Below are 14,015 nucleotides of genomic sequence, written 5' to 3'. Positions count from 1 at the left end.
CAGGCCGTCGGCAAACCGCTGAAATGGTCTCCAGCCTTACCCGGCAACTACCCCGTTCTTATCCGCGCTGCTGTCTTTGGTCTTCTTAATCTGCTTGCTGCGCAGCTGGCCGCAGGCGGCATCAATGTCCGTGCCATGCTCCAGCCGGGTGCTGACGCTGACTCCCTGCTTCTTCAGCGTGTCAAAAAAGGCCCGTACCGACTCCCGCTCGCTCCGCTGGTACTGACTGTGTTCATCCACCGGGTTGTACGGGATCAGGTTGACGTTGGCCAGCTGACGCCGGTCGCCGATCAGTTCTGCCAGCTCCAGCGCATGCTCCTCGCGGTCATTGATGTCCTTCAGCAGAATGTACTCCAGCGTAATTCTCCGGTTCGTCTTATCCAGATAGTAATCAATCGCCGGCATTAATTTCTCTATAGGAATGGCTCGGTTGATCTTCATAATCTGTGTCCGCAGCTCATTATTCGGCGCATGTAAAGAAATCGCCAGGTTGACCTGCATATTGGCATCGGCAAATTCTCTGATCTTGTCAGCCAGACCGCTTGTCGAGACGGTAATGCCCTTGCCGGCAATCGCCAGCCCTTTGTGGTCCTTGATGATTGTCAGGAAATTCAGCAGATGTTCAAAGTTATCGAACGGCTCGCCGATCCCCATCACTACTACATGGCTGACCCTCTGTCCCAGTCCGGCCTGATCGAGATGCTGCTGCACCTTCATAATCTGCTCCACAATCTCGCCGCTGGACAGATCACGGCTCTTCGCCAGCAGTCCGCTCGCACAGAAGCTGCAGCCGATATTGCATCCGACCTGAGTGGTGACGCAGACGGACAAGCCGTATTTCTGCCGCATCAGTACCGTTTCGATCAGATTGCCGTCCTTTAGTCGGAACAGGAACTTGATCGTACCGTCAGCCGATTCCTGCTTCACATGCTCATCCATCGTTTGAAATACATAATGCTCGGACAGCAGCTGCACACAATCCTTATTCAGATCGGACATCTCCGTGAAATCCGTAATCCGCTTGCGGTAAATCCAGTCCCAGACCCGGGCTGCACGGGACTTTTTGTGGCCGCGCTCCGATAGCCATGACGCCAGTTGATCCAATGTTAATCCATAAATGGATTCTTTATTCATTTCATATCCTCTTTTCAAAACTTTAAAGTTCAATCTATTCTACCTTGACAGGACTCTTCCAACAACATCTACTTATTGTCTCAAATTTCGTATATTAAAACAAGGGAAATCCCTGCCTGCTGCCACGTATCCGTGAAGTTACCGAGACTCAGCTGGAGCAGTATGCAGCCGGCTATGCACATTATATCCAGACAGCCTTGGCGGTCATTACCTTCGGTAATTTCCCGGAGTCTAAAACAGCGAATCTCATTAATTCTCCTAACAACATATGAAGTTAGCTATAGGGCATATAAAAAGCGTATCCATTTACGATGGATACGCTCTAACCCTGCAAATTATTTAAAGATGGCGAATTTCAAGCCTTTGCTCTTAAGATATTGGATGATTTCAGGGAGGATCTTTACGGTTATGCTTTTTTCATGCAAAAGATAGATGCCGCCCGACGGATCGGTTGCGCGGAAATAATGAAGAATCTCCTCCGGGCTGTCCGCCTTCCAATCCTCAGGGTCACGGTTCCAGAGCAGCACCTTCATATGCTGTCTGCCGACTTCAGCCGCCAGCTCTTCATTTACCGCTCCATACGGAGGACGGAAGACCGTTACCGGAGACTGGATGAGCTGTGCCAGCGCATGGTTAACTTGACTTAGATTGTTCCGGTTCTCTTCACCGCTGTTCCTGGTCATGACGCTGTGATCCCACGAATGATTGCCGACCGCCATGCCCTGCGCATCGGCATAGATTACTGCCTCAGGGTAGTGGAGCACATTCTGTCCAATAAATAAAAAATTGGCCGCAATGCCTTCCGCCTGCAGAATATCCACTATCTCCTTGGTATACTTCGAGGGGCCATCATCGAAGGAGAGCGCCACATATCCCTTGGGCAAGGCGTATTCATAGCTGTCTCCGCCAAGCTCAAGCTCCTCGTACAGCAGCTTCTGCACTTCTTTCTCATCCTCTACTGGCACCGTGGCTGCCTCGGCTATACTGCTCTCAAGTGAAGTCAGCCGCACCACAGGGGTATAGGGAGCGGACAAGGTGTCATCTTGCTCGGAACTATGAGCACCAGCCTCAGACTGGGTGACTTCCACCTTCGCTTCGGCACTGTCCGAGAACAGTCCATCGTCCATACGCAGCAAGAATACGATCAGCAGAAGGCTCAACACAAGTCCCCGCAGGGCAATCGACCGGGCTCCAGCCCTGGAACTGCTGCGCTTAACCGGTTTCGGTACTGCCGCTACCGCCGGGGAGGGAATCACCGCGGCCTCTTCCTTCTCCTTCTCCTTTACCTGTTCAGCACCCACCCATTCCGGCTGCTTCAAGCGATGAAGTAAGGAGATATATTCTTCGGAGCAGGCGAAATACAGCGTTTCGCTGAAAGTCCGGTTCATTTTGATAAGTGAGCTGAAATGTGTCTGGCGGAAGGGATCCCACTTCGCGTACAGTGACAGCCGAATCCGCTGTCCTTCAAAAGGGGGGAGTGCGTTCATTTGCAGATATGTAAGCTCATCTATGTGGACCATTTGTCTGGTAAAGGCACCGCTGCGGGTTAGACCTACCTCCATCCGATAACCGTCCTGCCCGTGCTCAAGCGACAGCAACTCTATCATCAGAGCGGCGCTTTTTTCCTCAACTGGCATAAATATTATGTATCCCCATTCTCATCACTGCGCTCTGCAGGCAGGCTGCTGCCGCCAAAAGGTGCTGTCATCCGGTTGGTGAAATCGCTGATCATGCTGGAGAGGTAGGCTTTCTCCTGCCGGACCGTTTCGTATTTCTGTCGAAGATGGCCATTTTCCGTCTCCAGGCGTCCGATCTTCTCTTCCAGCTCATTCATTTTCTTGAGCTTCTCCGCGTGGACCTCATTGTGCTTCTGCACAAGGTTAACGTATTTTTGCTGCTCCAGGTCAATGGTGCTCTTGAGTTCGTCCATTTCTGCAGAAAAAGTGATATGAAGCTCGCGGTAATCCTCCAGCACCTGATCCACCTTCAGATTACGCTCTACCAGCTTCTGCTCCAGCTCCATAATGTTCTTCTCCCGGTCTTCAATCACCTTATTGAGGTTCTTGAGATCCTTATTCAACCGCTCCACATGTCCGCTGGAATGCGCAAGCCGGTCCTGAAGCTCACGGTTATTCGTCTCGGCATGCGTCCGGTCCTGAATCATCTGTTCAACCGCAAAAATTAAATCCAGTGATTTCTTGTCCAGCTGTGCTTTGCCCGTCGAAATCAGGCTGTTCTGGCTGTCACTCTTTTCATAGCTTTCCGAATCTTCAGGAGGACTTTCCGCCAATTGTACCTTTTGAACCATGCCCGGCTTCGGCGTCTTGTCCACCGCGTCTCTTTTCTTAAAAAAAGGAGCAGCCATCTATATATCACCTCATTATAAATGTCAAAAAATGTCGAGCATATACGAGTTTATTATAGATGATTTGTCCTGGATGTAAGTGAGCCTTAATATCTAACTTTCCTAAATACATCTAAAGACCCAGTTTGCTGTCCCAGAAAGGATTAACCACGCCGATAGGCCGGATTTCCGCGGTTTCCGAACTTTTCGCAAAAAAAAACGCGGCCCCATTGGACCACGCCTTTTGCACTAAATTCACTATTTATACAGGACTTTCTCCACATTGTACTTGGCTTTCAGCTTGTTCACAATGTAGGTTTCGTAAATCTCTCTGTCGACCGGATCCTCAACGAGGCATACCTCAATCTTGGTGACTTCGTCGCGATGGGGCTTCATTACGGATACGTTATCTTCAAAATGCTTTTTGATTCTGGGTCTCAGCTTTCTGGCCTTGCCTACAAACAACAGCTCGTCGTTGTCGTTATAGAACATAAAGATGCCGCCGGCTTCACGCGTAATCAGGTGGAAATCCGTAAATCCGTAAATATGGCTCAGCACAGGATTCTCCTGCTTGGTAATCGTAACATCCGGTGCCGGGATGGTAATGCTGATCATTCGTGCTCACTTCCCTCTTGTATATAGAAATAAATAGTATCACAGATCAAGTGGCCTGACTATTTCTATCTTCTGCGGCTTTGATGTATTTTATAAGCGTGTTCACAAAGATTTATCCTGCCGGGCCTTAAGCACGCGGATCGTTTCCGTAATTCCCTGTTCAAACGGTGTGGCCGGAATCGGCCCAACGGTACGTTCATATTTGCTGCCGCTTAAAATAAGGGGCTCCTTCGTTAAATAGAGCATCTCGACAATCTCCTTCATGACCGGGACGAACAGTCCCAGCAGCGACAAGGCGGCGGCACCGACGGGTATAACCGGTTTTGATGATCCGCTAGCCGCCCGGGCTATCCGGACGATCTCTTTACCCGAGATGATGCCCGCACCTGGAATGTTCCAATTCTGTCCGTACGCTTCCTCCCTGCCCGCCAGCTCCACCATCATCACTGCGGCATCCGGGAGATAAACGTATTCACGCGGAACGCTCATATTTCCGATGAACATCGCCGGTTTCCCGGTGGCAATCGCCTCCAGCGTAGAGCCCAGATACGATGCCTCATTGGCGGTAGGACCGTAATAATCGGGCAAGCGGACGATCATTCTTTTGGCCCGATTCCAGCGCGGGCTGAAGAACATCCGCTCAAATTCAAGCTTGACCTTTCCCTTTTGGGTATGCGGATTCTTCGGATAATCCTCGCTGATCGGCTGCTCATTCCGTCTTTTGCCGTATGGATAAATGCCGTCCACCGCAACAACCCGGGTCCCTAGCTTGCTTGCCGCCTCCAAGACCGCTTCCCCCATCGGCAGCAGCTTGGTGCTCATCTCGTGATAAGGCACCGAAGCACAGTGGAAAATAACATCCCCCCCCTGCGCGGCCTCCAGTACATCGCCCGCCTTAAATACGTCGCCGGTCTTCAAGCGGAGTCCTGTTGGATTCCCCAGCTTCGCTGCAAGCTGCTCCAGCTTTGGCAGGGATCGCCCAAAGGCAACCGTTTCCACCCCTCTTTTCAGCAGCTCGGCAATAATGACCATTCCTGTTCCTCCGGTTGCACCTAACACGACAGCTTTGTTTAACATTTTAATTTCCTCCTGATTAGTGGGTTTGGGTTTGGGTTTGGGCCCCTAGCTCTTGGCTCTTGGCTCTTGGCTCTTGGCTCTTGGCTCTTGGCTTTTGGCTCTTGGCTCTTGGCTTTTGGCTCTTGGCTCTTGGCTTTTAGCTTTTAGCTCTTGGCTTTTGGCTCTTGGCTTTTAGCTCTTGGCTTTTGGCTCTTGGCTCTTGGCTCTTGGCTCTTGGCTTTTGGCTTTTGGCTTTTGGCTCTTGGCTCTTGGCTCTTGGCTCTTGGCTCTTGGCTCTTGGCTCTTGGCTCTTGGCTCTTGGCTCTTGGCTCTTGGCTCTTGGCTCTTGGCTCTTGGCCTTCAGCTTTGCGATTTTGGCTTTGGGTTTCGCCAGATACAATAGTGATTGATCACTAACTAAACAATTTCGCGTTTCTGACTGTCACGGACTGGAGAGACGTTATCTTGCTGATCGGAGTCTATTTGACTTCCATTCGGACCCAGATGCACTTATTGAGTGTGAAAATCAACAAATTGAGTACGATTGTGAACAATAGCTGCACTGAGGTCCGTTCACAGCCGCAAACAGGCAATTTCTCCGAAATAAGAGCTCTGGTGTCCGGAACGAGATACGGATTAACCATCAGGAAATCGGATTGGCTTTAAGGTGATATGGATTAGCGATATAGCGAATCGGCTTTAGCAATAGGCTATGAGATCGGCGTTACGGCGATTCGGATTAGCGATAGGCTGTCAGATAGGCGTTAGGACGAAACGGATTAGCAGTAGGCTATCAAATTGGCGTTACGGCGATTCGGATTAGCGATAGGCTATGAGATCGGCGTTACGGCGATTCGGATTAGCGATAGACTATTAGATTGGCGTTAGGGCGATTCGGATTAGTAGTAGGCTATCAAATTGGCGTTACGGCGATTCGGATTAGCGATAGGCTATGAGTCGGCGTTAGGGCGATTCGGATTAGTAGTAGGCTATCAAATTGGCGTTACGGCGGCGATTCGGATTAGCGATAGGCTATGAGATCGGCGTTACGGCGATTCGGATTAGCGATAGGCTATCAAATTGGCCTTACGGCGATTGGGTACTTAACCATATGGCTATACGGCATACCGATGGACACTATTGCTTGGCGATTGACTATTTAACCAGTTGATGAGCTGCTCAAGATACCGTTGCTCCTTAGTACTTTAGTTTCTAACAGGGCACTTTTGTTATTGGCTAATCACTAACTAAAACTCATTAATATCTAAGGGACTCCGCCCTTAGATCCTGCTCACTAGCCAAACTCCCCCTAGTACTCGCTGGTGCTTACAGATGCTTTGGCTTTAATTCCGGCATTCCCAGCGCCATTGAGATATTGCAAAGCATGCCGTTGGCCATAAAGGTGCTGACCTCAACCTCCGGATGCTCCATTCCGGCAGCCACAAATTTCCCCTTAACCAGACTGGTGACTTCAAGCATTCCCTTCTGCATCGCACGGAGGATCATTTCATCACGTATGCCCAATGCCTGCACTTGCAGAAGAATCTCATTAGGATGGGTCTCCATCAATTGCTCATATACCCGGATTGTTTCCGCAAGCAGCTGATCTACAGGAGCCTCAACACTCTTAAAGGTGCGGATAATCCGCTCAAAGGCACGGTCCAGTGCGGCTACAAACAGTTCCTCCTTGTTCTTGAACAGCTTGAAAATATACGGCTGGGAGATACCCACTCTCTCCGCTACCTGTGCAGTGGTCGCCCGGTAGTAACCAAGTTCGGCAAAAACCACAACCGCCGCCTCCAAAATCTGCTCCCGCCGGTTAACGGAGGTCGCTTCATCTGTCTTAGACCGGACCGTACTGGATTGTTTGTTCATGATGGCCTTATGCCTCCTTTTCAGATGAAGTAGATAAAGTAATTCACGCCTCAACAGTTGGTTATTGATCAATCACTTTCTTGGTTAGAAGTATATACTCCACTTCTTAAATAATCAAGCCCGTATTTTAAACGCCTAGCCGACTGTTCCACCTTTACAATCACGTGGCTGTCGTCCTCAGCAGGGATGCAGGACTGGATGGAAACGTCCGTATCACTTGCAGCCAGAGTGCCGTTTAGGATATTGTCCGCAAGTCTTCTTCGAATTATTGTTACGCTTGGGATTTCCCCTGAGCATTCTGTCCGATACCACACTTGCGAATGAACGCTGAATCAGCTTATGGTGCCCCTTTCAAAATAAATGTATTTACTGCAACTATCCAGGGATACAATAAAGCTATTTTAGAGATAGATGTATTTCTTACAACTAAAATTGGCGAAAAGCAACGTTTTGCCCAAATCACGCCTAAATAATTGTACAGAATACAGCTATCTCCTATACTGCTCCAAAATGCTGATTTTTAGGTGTATGAAATGCAGTTAAAGTAACCAGGAAACTGATAGCCCGTCGGAATTATTGCTGGTGGTGAAAAGGGCAGGCCATCTCCGCCGCTGCATGTCCAGGTTCAGCAGGAGTTTCTTCGCGCTGATGCTCCGTGATGTCCAAGCCCGCCGCAGCGGCAGAACTGGTATGCCCTGCGCCATCTCGCCTACCTTCCTGCGCACCTTCTTGCATACCCTCCTGAGCACTTTCTCGCGCACCTTCCAGTGCCCCCTCATACGTACCTCCTTGGGTACCTTCTCGCGTACCTTCCAGCGCTACTCCCTGCGTGCCCTCCTGCACATCTTCCAGCATACCTTTTTGCATAACATCCGCTTCCTCCAGCCACCCTGCATAAGCAGAACTTTGGTAGACCAGGCGCGGACTGAGGTTAAGCTCTTTCAGCTTGTTGTCATTCCAGATTGGCGCAGCCGAGGGTGACATCGGCGGGATCAGCCAATGCCATTTGCCGGATACTTCCCGCCCCCGCTGCTTCTCCTGCTCCTGAAAGCGGACGAACTGATCGGCAGCGGTATGATGATCCACTATGCTTACTCCGGCCAGCTTGTAGGAATGCAATACGGCACGGTTAAGCTCCAGCAGCGCCCTATCCTTCCACAGTGACGTATTGGTCGAACGGTCCAGTCCAAGCAGATCCGCTACAGCCGGCAGCCGGTTATAGCGACCGGTATCACCAAGATTGCGGGAACCGATCTCTGTTTCCATATACCAGCCGTTAAAAGGAGCTGCTGTATACCGGATCCCGCCAATTTCCAGCTGCATGTCCGAAACGATCGGCACCGAATACCAGCGCAGTCCAAGCTCCGGGAAACGTTCGATTTCCGGATGGGTTAGCGGAACCTCCTGCACGATTCCCTTAGGAATAGGGAACAGGCACGGCTGTTCATCGCCGATACTGATTACGAGCGGCAGCACATCGAAGTCGCCGCCGGTCCCTTGCCAGCCTAGCTTCAGGCAGAGCGAGGTAAAGGGATCAGACGCTGGGTCGCCAGCGCGCGGATCTTCTGCATTCCCGGGATACCCGGCATAACGGATCAGTTGATGATTCCAGATACGGATCACTTTCGCAGGATCTTCACCGCTGCGGAACACGGTCATCACCGGACGGATACGTCCTCCGTTATTGGCCCGCTCCATGTGGGCCAGCAGCGCTTCGGCCACCTCCTCTGCAGTTTCCTTCCCGCGTGCGTCAATCACCTCGAGCGAATGCCAGAACAGACGCCCGATGCAGCGGCTGTTATGCCGCCACGCCATCCTTGCTCCATGTGTCAGCTCTTCTTCGGTATGCCTATAGGTACCGCTTTGCAGCACTTCTTCACGTATGGCCGACACCCGTTCAAGGATCTCAGGCTCGGATTTCTCCAGCTCCCCGTAGCATAACCGGATGAACGATTCGGCCTGATCTATTAAGTCTTCGCGCAAAACTCCGCAGTCATTATTCCCCATACCGTCCACTCCCTTGCTTGATCCGGTTCTGCCGGATGTTCGTGATATTTTTCTCAAAGCGGGATGAATTTGTATTCCTGTGTCCCTGAAGTTAATAGCATAATCATAGTAACTCCTGCGGGAATAAGCAAGAATCGGACAGGCTGTGGACAAGGAGACTCAGGCGATCCTTTGAATGCTTATATGCCGGAGACCAGTCAGCCCATAAAAATATAAACTGAAAAAAAACCTAATTTTGTATATTATAGTATGGAACCTTCAGTTAGCATTATGTAGATTTCAGGAGAGGGGAGCAAGCTATATGTTAGGAATTAATGTTACACAATCGGATGAAAACCTCGTGATCAAGTGGCAGCTGTCAAAGTTTGAAATACCTCTTTCAGAGATTGTGGAGGTTACACAAGACGATACTTATGGCGGTTCCGAAAAAAATGCCATTCGAATCGGCACTCCTTACGGCACAACGGACAGGGTTGTCATTAAAACACAGTCCAACATTTATATTTTATTCACCTCGGATGCAGCGGCAATTATAAAAAAGATAGAAGATATAGGTAATTTTTACAACTAGTGGTTAAAAAAGGAATCTGGAGTGATACATATGAGCAAATATGGGATGTATGCTAAATTCACTGCACAACCCGGCAAACGCGATGCTTTGGCAGAAATCTTGCTGGAAAGCGCGGCGGCGGCTGAGACTGTCGAGGAGTGTGAGCTTTACATCATCAATTTCTCGGAGACCGAACCGGATATTCTCTGGGTTACCGAGGTATGGAGCAATCCGGAGGCGCATGCAGCCTCGCTCAGCCTGGAAGCTACCAAAGCGGCTATCCAGCGCGCTATGCCGCTGATTGCCGGTGTGGAGTCCACAAAGCTCAAGCCTGTAGGCGGCAAAGGGCTGTCGTTTAATTAAACGCAGACGAACCTTTAGTGAAGAATATAAAAGGCAATAAGCGTAGCCTGCAGCGGCCGCATTCATTGCCTTTTTAGCGTTATCCCGACTCAGCTATTCAAAAAATATCTATAGCCATTGATCTATTCCATTTCAGCCAGCCTGGCGATAATTCTACGCTTGCGGTACAGCATCCGCGCGGCCTCAGCCACATCCTCCAGCGCCTTCCGGTTAAGATATGCGCCAAAAAACATCCCGGCGACGGGAACGGCCTGCAGCATCTTTTTCCAGCCCCAGTTATCGCGGTATACCGTAATAACTTCCTTCCAGCCTTGGATCTTGGAGACGGCAGCATTCGTTCCGGGGGTGATATCGCCGTTGCCTCCGGCCTGCAGATTCAGCTCCTGCAAAATTGTCCGTTTCCCCACAATATCCGAAGACGCGAACTGCATCACCTTCACCGTAAAGATCCGTTCTGCCTTGTCCGTAGGATTATAGCCATAGCATAGACCGATTTCCTGAATGACCTTCAGCGACAGGCCCAAAATAGCGGGAATATCGGCAGCAAGCGTGAAGAAACCCCCGAACCCGGTTGTAGCCCCTTGTGCCGTTGCTACATTCCGGCTGCTCTGACTCAGCTTCAGTGCGGCTTCATCCATAACAGCGAGCGGAAACGGTCCCTTCTCGCTTCCCCCGGCAGCCCGGCTGGACGACTCCAGGAGCGAGCCCACCTTACGTCCAGCCACCAGATAGTTGCCCCCGTTCTGGATATAACTGCCCAGTTCATCCAGCAGCTTGCCCAGCTTCTCGTGTATCACCTTTGGTGTGATTTTGTCCAATAGCTTGAACGGCAAGCGGGTGATCCGGTCCCAAATCATCAGCTTGTTCTGCTCTTTTTCCCATTTCACAATTATGGCAAGCGCGGCCTGCAGCTCCGCAGCCGTTTCAAAGCGCGGCAAGCCTTCAGCAATTTCCGGCATAGGGTAACCTCCTAAAAGTTTTGTGAGCGTTTCTTCACTGAGTTCACTTCGTACAAAGCTTGCTTCGAAAGCATACGCTTAGTTTTGTGAGCGTTTCTTCACTGGTTTATACATTGGGTATAGTTACGCCTTAATTTAAAATTATTCACTTTGGAAGTTCTACGGCCCAGGAGAGCTGTCGGTTTCGCATAGGACCGAGCAAGTCTGAGTGTGACAGACCGCCTCTTAACTTTATAACCGAATTTACGGCTATTGATTGCCCTCATCCTACTATTCGTTTCCCGGGTCATGCCAAACAGGCATTTCCGGAGAGTCACCGGAAATGCCTGCGGCTGCACATACTGCCTGGGAAACACCATCATTGAGCTGGGCTCCTAATCCTTAATCCGGCTCTGCTGCTCTTCCAGAGCGGCTAGCCTTTCCTTCTCATCCTTTAGTCTTTCCTCAGTTAGATCAACACCATGGCCGCCCACCGAGCCCTCCGGGGCATGCCGGACTGCATTTTCGGCATGCTCCAGGCTATTCTCGGCCTGGGCAAGAGTCTGTTCATTCGGATGGCTTAAAGCCTGCGTTGCTGAGTTATGCAGCTTGGTCACAGAATCTTGTGCCTGGTCCACCGTGCTGTTCGTCCGCAAACTGGATTCATAGTGCCTCATAAGTTGAATACTCCCCCTTCTGTCACGCTTTCCGATCCTCTTTAGCATGGATAAGGGGAGGTTTTCTTATGCACAATATCTACATCAGGAACATGGCGACAATCGTCGTCGCCGAGAGGCCCAGCAGCACCGGCTTCAGGTTCCGCCGGGCCAGCTCGAATGGGCTGACGCCGCAGATGGCGGCTGCCGGAATGAGCGCCCACGGAATCAGCGTGCCGCCGCCGACCCAGATGGCGGCCACCTGTCCAAGGGCGGTCAAGGTCGCCGCGCCGGAATGGATCGCGGCGGCAAACATCTGGGCAATCGGGCCGACCAGCGAGATGCCGGAAAAGCCGGAGCCGTCAAGGCCGGTGATCGCGCCGATCGCCGTTAATGTTACGGCTCCTACCGCGCCATTCAGCGGAACGTGATCTGCAAGGGCGACGCCAAGATCATTCACGATGCCGTGCGAGCCGCCGGGCAGCGTGTTCCCAAACAGCTCGGTGAAGGCCGAATCACCGAGATAAAAGAAGGCCGCGATGGGGATGACCGGGCCAAATACTTTAAAACCAAAGACAAATCCCTCGATCAGATAAGAGGTGATTTTCTCCAGCCCCTGGTTATGATGGGCCAGCAAAGTGATCGTAATCAGGATCAGCACGGCGGTTCCGCCAACCAGGGCCGTAGCATCTCCACCCTGCAGGTCAAGGATAAACATCGCCACTACATCGAGCAGGAACAGCAGGGGGATGGCGATAGCCAGCCCTTTTTTCAGACCGTGGCTCATCAATACCGGAGCTGTATCCTCCGCTCCTGCTGACAACGGACCTGAAGAACCTTTGACCGACACCAGCCCGTCTCTCCAGGTTCCATTTCTCTGATCTCTGCGCATCATCCAGAACGCCGTGACCGTAGTGACCAGTCCCATCACTATAACAAGCGGCAGGCTCGCCTCCATAACACTGGACACCGGAAGGCCTGCGGCATCTGCGGTCAGCTTCGGTGCCCCCTGAATTATATAATCACCGGACAAGGCAATCCCGTGGCCGAACAGATTCATCGCCATCGCTGCGCCAAGCGCGGGCAGACCCACCCGGACAGCCACCGGGAGCAGTACCGCCCCGACCAGCGCCACCGCAGGTGAAGGCCAGAAGAAAAGCGAGGTAACCATCATAATCAGCCCGATCCCCCAGTAGGCCATGGCTGGCGTGCGCAGGAACCGGGTAAGCGGAGCCACCATCGTTTCATTAATGCCTGTAACCATCAGAATCCGGCTCATGGCCACAATAATGGAGATGATCATAATTGTGCTCATCAGCTCTTTGGTCGCATAGACAAATGAATTGAAGATTCCTGACACCGAACCGCTGAGCGTACTTGTTGCAAGCAGCCCCAGGGCAAAAATTCCGGTCACACAAATCATCGTTGTATCGCGCCGCCTGATCAGCAGCGTCATAATAAACACAATAAAGACCAGATACACCCAGTGAACCGCGGATAACTGAATGCTCATCATCTTTGGCGCCCCCTTTCCTCCTCAAGCAAGATGGTGCTATATGCTATGCGGAGGATTGGGCTATTGTTCTACTACACCTTGTCTGACTTGCTGTTTCTGATCAGCAATCTTAGCTTTAGCAAATCCCTGGAGGACAAAGCTCTGATGGCAGCAGGAAGCGCCGGCTCCCCTGGCTGGGTAACAGGCTGCTTCCCGCAACCCTCCGCCATGACCAATTCGGTTTCATTCCGCGCTACTGCAGCAATATGTGCCTGCTCCGCTTTTTCCTTCAGCTTATCTGCCTCGATTCGTCTGCCTTTCTCCACTTCCCCGGGAGAAGCTACTGATGCAGACCAAACCGTATATGTACCATCTTTGTGTATAATCAGACTGTGCCCTGTCACCGTGACCCCATGCATCTCTTCCATCTGGGCCAGACTCTTCAAATCTTCATGGATATAGCTATCAATATAACCGTAAACCCTTTTCTTTATGGAAGGGTCCTTGCTCATTAGATGCAGAATGTTCGGTGCCACCACCACTTCCTGCAGGCTGCCGCTTGTACCTCGCTTGGTAATGTCCTTATCATCTGCCGGAATGGTTTCGATACTGACTGTAAAGTCGTAAATATCCCTAATCTTCTGCGCCTGTTCCTCAGTCATAGCCGTAACTGAAGCCAAGGTTTCAGAGAAGCCAAGGGAGGGCGCTGCTGCGGTATCCCTGATCTTGGACTGCGGCGGTCTTTTTATTGAGCTTCGCTGAACTCTGGATATTGAAATGTTCATTCAGCATTCCTCCTTCCTGCATAAACAATGCACTATACCCTATTTATCGGCGCATAAGAAAGAGTTATTAAACCGTGCAAGCTCCGCGCAAAATCTAAAAGAATCCCCAACAGTCCAGTCGTAACTGCGCTGAATCCGCAAAAAAAAACCACCCCGGCGGTTAGCCGAAATGGTTAATTCAGAAAAGTATTGTGGAA

At 51.0% G+C, this 14,015-nt stretch carries 13 protein-coding genes and 1 pseudogene; 3 read left to right on the top strand and 11 right to left on the bottom strand.

Annotated features, from left to right (window positions below; genetic code table 11):
- Window positions 1-36: 36 nt before the first annotated feature.
- The 6 genes from rlmN to NYE29_RS11390 form a co-directional block, all read right to left on the bottom strand.
- On the bottom strand, window positions 37-1,134 hold the full coding sequence (gene rlmN / locus NYE29_RS11415) for a 23S rRNA (adenine(2503)-C(2))-methyltransferase RlmN (RefSeq protein ID WP_076110928.1): 1,098 nt from the start codon (window positions 1,132-1,134) through the stop codon (window positions 37-39).
- Between the two features lie 335 nt (window positions 1,135-1,469).
- Window positions 1,470-2,771, bottom strand: coding sequence for a polysaccharide deacetylase family protein (locus tag NYE29_RS11410; RefSeq protein ID WP_340896039.1), 1,302 nt, complete (start codon window positions 2,769-2,771; stop codon window positions 1,470-1,472).
- 5 nt (window positions 2,772-2,776) lie between these two features.
- Window positions 2,777-3,499, bottom strand: a complete 723-nt coding sequence (locus tag NYE29_RS11405) for a hypothetical protein (RefSeq protein ID WP_038597876.1) — start codon at window positions 3,497-3,499, stop codon at window positions 2,777-2,779.
- 237 nt (window positions 3,500-3,736) lie between these two features.
- Window positions 3,737-4,093 carry a nucleotide excision repair endonuclease gene (locus NYE29_RS11400; protein WP_038597878.1) on the bottom strand — a complete coding sequence of 119 codons (357 nt, stop codon included), beginning with the start codon at window positions 4,091-4,093 and terminating at the stop codon, window positions 3,737-3,739.
- A gap of 102 nt (window positions 4,094-4,195) precedes the next feature.
- Window positions 4,196-5,170 (bottom strand): NAD-dependent epimerase/dehydratase family protein, encoded by a 975-nt coding sequence (locus NYE29_RS11395; RefSeq protein WP_340896037.1) that lies wholly within the window; start codon window positions 5,168-5,170, stop codon window positions 4,196-4,198.
- A gap of 1,305 nt (window positions 5,171-6,475) precedes the next feature.
- Entirely contained in the window at window positions 6,476-7,024 is a 549-nt protein-coding gene (locus NYE29_RS11390; RefSeq protein ID WP_076110922.1) for a TetR/AcrR family transcriptional regulator, read from the bottom strand.
- A gap of 320 nt (window positions 7,025-7,344) precedes the next feature.
- Between NYE29_RS11390 and NYE29_RS11385 the strand changes: the two genes are divergently transcribed.
- The gene (locus NYE29_RS11385) at window positions 7,345-7,497 is read left to right on the top strand and encodes a hypothetical protein (RefSeq protein WP_340896034.1); all 153 of its coding nucleotides are present in this window, start codon (window positions 7,345-7,347) and stop codon (window positions 7,495-7,497) included.
- Window positions 7,498-7,918: 421 nt separating this feature from the next.
- On the opposite strand, the pseudogene NYE29_RS11380 reads toward NYE29_RS11385, so the two are convergent.
- A pseudogene (locus NYE29_RS11380) lies at window positions 7,919-9,031 on the bottom strand (nitric oxide synthase oxygenase); the annotation flags it as partial.
- 301 nt (window positions 9,032-9,332) lie between these two features.
- Here NYE29_RS11380 and NYE29_RS11375 point away from each other — a divergent pair.
- Together NYE29_RS11375 and NYE29_RS11370 are read left to right on the top strand one after the other, a co-directional pair.
- Entirely contained in the window at window positions 9,333-9,602 is a 270-nt protein-coding gene (locus NYE29_RS11375) for a SunI/YnzG family protein (RefSeq protein ID WP_340896030.1), read from the top strand.
- A gap of 30 nt (window positions 9,603-9,632) precedes the next feature.
- Window positions 9,633-9,944, top strand: a complete 312-nt coding sequence (locus tag NYE29_RS11370) for a putative quinol monooxygenase (RefSeq protein WP_340896028.1) — start codon at window positions 9,633-9,635, stop codon at window positions 9,942-9,944.
- A gap of 122 nt (window positions 9,945-10,066) precedes the next feature.
- Here the strand turns inward: NYE29_RS11370 and NYE29_RS11365 are convergent, their stop codons facing one another.
- The 4 genes from NYE29_RS11365 to NYE29_RS11350 all read right to left on the bottom strand — a co-directional run bounded on the left by NYE29_RS11365 (window position 10,067) and on the right by NYE29_RS11350 (window position 13,818).
- Window positions 10,067-10,903: an EcsC family protein gene (locus NYE29_RS11365; protein WP_340896027.1), complete on the bottom strand. Its 837-nt coding sequence runs from the start codon at window positions 10,901-10,903 to the stop codon at window positions 10,067-10,069.
- Between the two features lie 374 nt (window positions 10,904-11,277).
- Window positions 11,278-11,559: a hypothetical protein gene (locus NYE29_RS11360; protein WP_340896026.1), complete on the bottom strand. Its 282-nt coding sequence runs from the start codon at window positions 11,557-11,559 to the stop codon at window positions 11,278-11,280.
- Window positions 11,560-11,638: 79 nt separating this feature from the next.
- Window positions 11,639-13,051 (bottom strand): hypothetical protein, encoded by a 1,413-nt coding sequence (locus NYE29_RS11355; RefSeq protein ID WP_340899687.1) that lies wholly within the window; start codon window positions 13,049-13,051, stop codon window positions 11,639-11,641.
- Window positions 13,052-13,125: 74 nt separating this feature from the next.
- On the bottom strand, window positions 13,126-13,818 hold the full coding sequence (locus NYE29_RS11350) for a DUF6033 family protein (RefSeq protein ID WP_340896025.1): 693 nt from the start codon (window positions 13,816-13,818) through the stop codon (window positions 13,126-13,128).
- Window positions 13,819-14,015: the final 197 nt, after the last annotated feature.

It is taken from the genome of Paenibacillus sp. FSL M7-1046 (genome assembly GCF_038007405.1).
In the GTDB taxonomy this organism is placed as follows: domain Bacteria; phylum Bacillota; class Bacilli; order Paenibacillales; family Paenibacillaceae; genus Paenibacillus_AQ.
The sequence above is the reverse complement of the archived record's forward strand: the minus strand, read 5'-3'. Positions and strand labels throughout refer to the sequence as shown.

Bases quoted from the DNA above. Each gene is read 5' to 3' on its own strand.
- NYE29_RS11355 (WP_340899687.1), bottom strand. From the start codon at position 13,051: ATGAGCATTCAGTTATCCGCGGTTCACTGGGTGTATCTGGTCTTTATT.
- NYE29_RS11360 (WP_340896026.1), bottom strand. From the start codon at position 11,559: ATGAGGCACTATGAATCCAGTTTGCGGACGAACAGCACGGTGGACCAG.
- NYE29_RS11375 (WP_340896030.1), top strand. From the start codon at position 9,333: ATGTTAGGAATTAATGTTACACAATCGGATGAAAACCTCGTGATCAAG.
- NYE29_RS11395 (WP_340896037.1), bottom strand. From the start codon at position 5,170: ATGTTAAACAAAGCTGTCGTGTTAGGTGCAACCGGAGGAACAGGAATG.
- NYE29_RS11365 (WP_340896027.1), bottom strand. From the start codon at position 10,903: ATGCCGGAAATTGCTGAAGGCTTGCCGCGCTTTGAAACGGCTGCGGAG.
- NYE29_RS11405 (WP_038597876.1), bottom strand. From the start codon at position 3,499: ATGGCTGCTCCTTTTTTTAAGAAAAGAGACGCGGTGGACAAGACGCCG.
- NYE29_RS11350 (WP_340896025.1), bottom strand. From the start codon at position 13,818: ATGAACATTTCAATATCCAGAGTTCAGCGAAGCTCAATAAAAAGACCG.
- NYE29_RS11385 (WP_340896034.1), top strand. From the start codon at position 7,345: ATGAACGCTGAATCAGCTTATGGTGCCCCTTTCAAAATAAATGTATTT.
- NYE29_RS11400 (WP_038597878.1), bottom strand. From the start codon at position 4,093: ATGATCAGCATTACCATCCCGGCACCGGATGTTACGATTACCAAGCAG.
- NYE29_RS11390 (WP_076110922.1), bottom strand. From the start codon at position 7,024: ATGAACAAACAATCCAGTACGGTCCGGTCTAAGACAGATGAAGCGACC.
- NYE29_RS11370 (WP_340896028.1), top strand. From the start codon at position 9,633: ATGAGCAAATATGGGATGTATGCTAAATTCACTGCACAACCCGGCAAA.
- NYE29_RS11410 (WP_340896039.1), bottom strand. From the start codon at position 2,771: ATGCCAGTTGAGGAAAAAAGCGCCGCTCTGATGATAGAGTTGCTGTCG.
- rlmN (WP_076110928.1), bottom strand. From the start codon at position 1,134: ATGAATAAAGAATCCATTTATGGATTAACATTGGATCAACTGGCGTCA.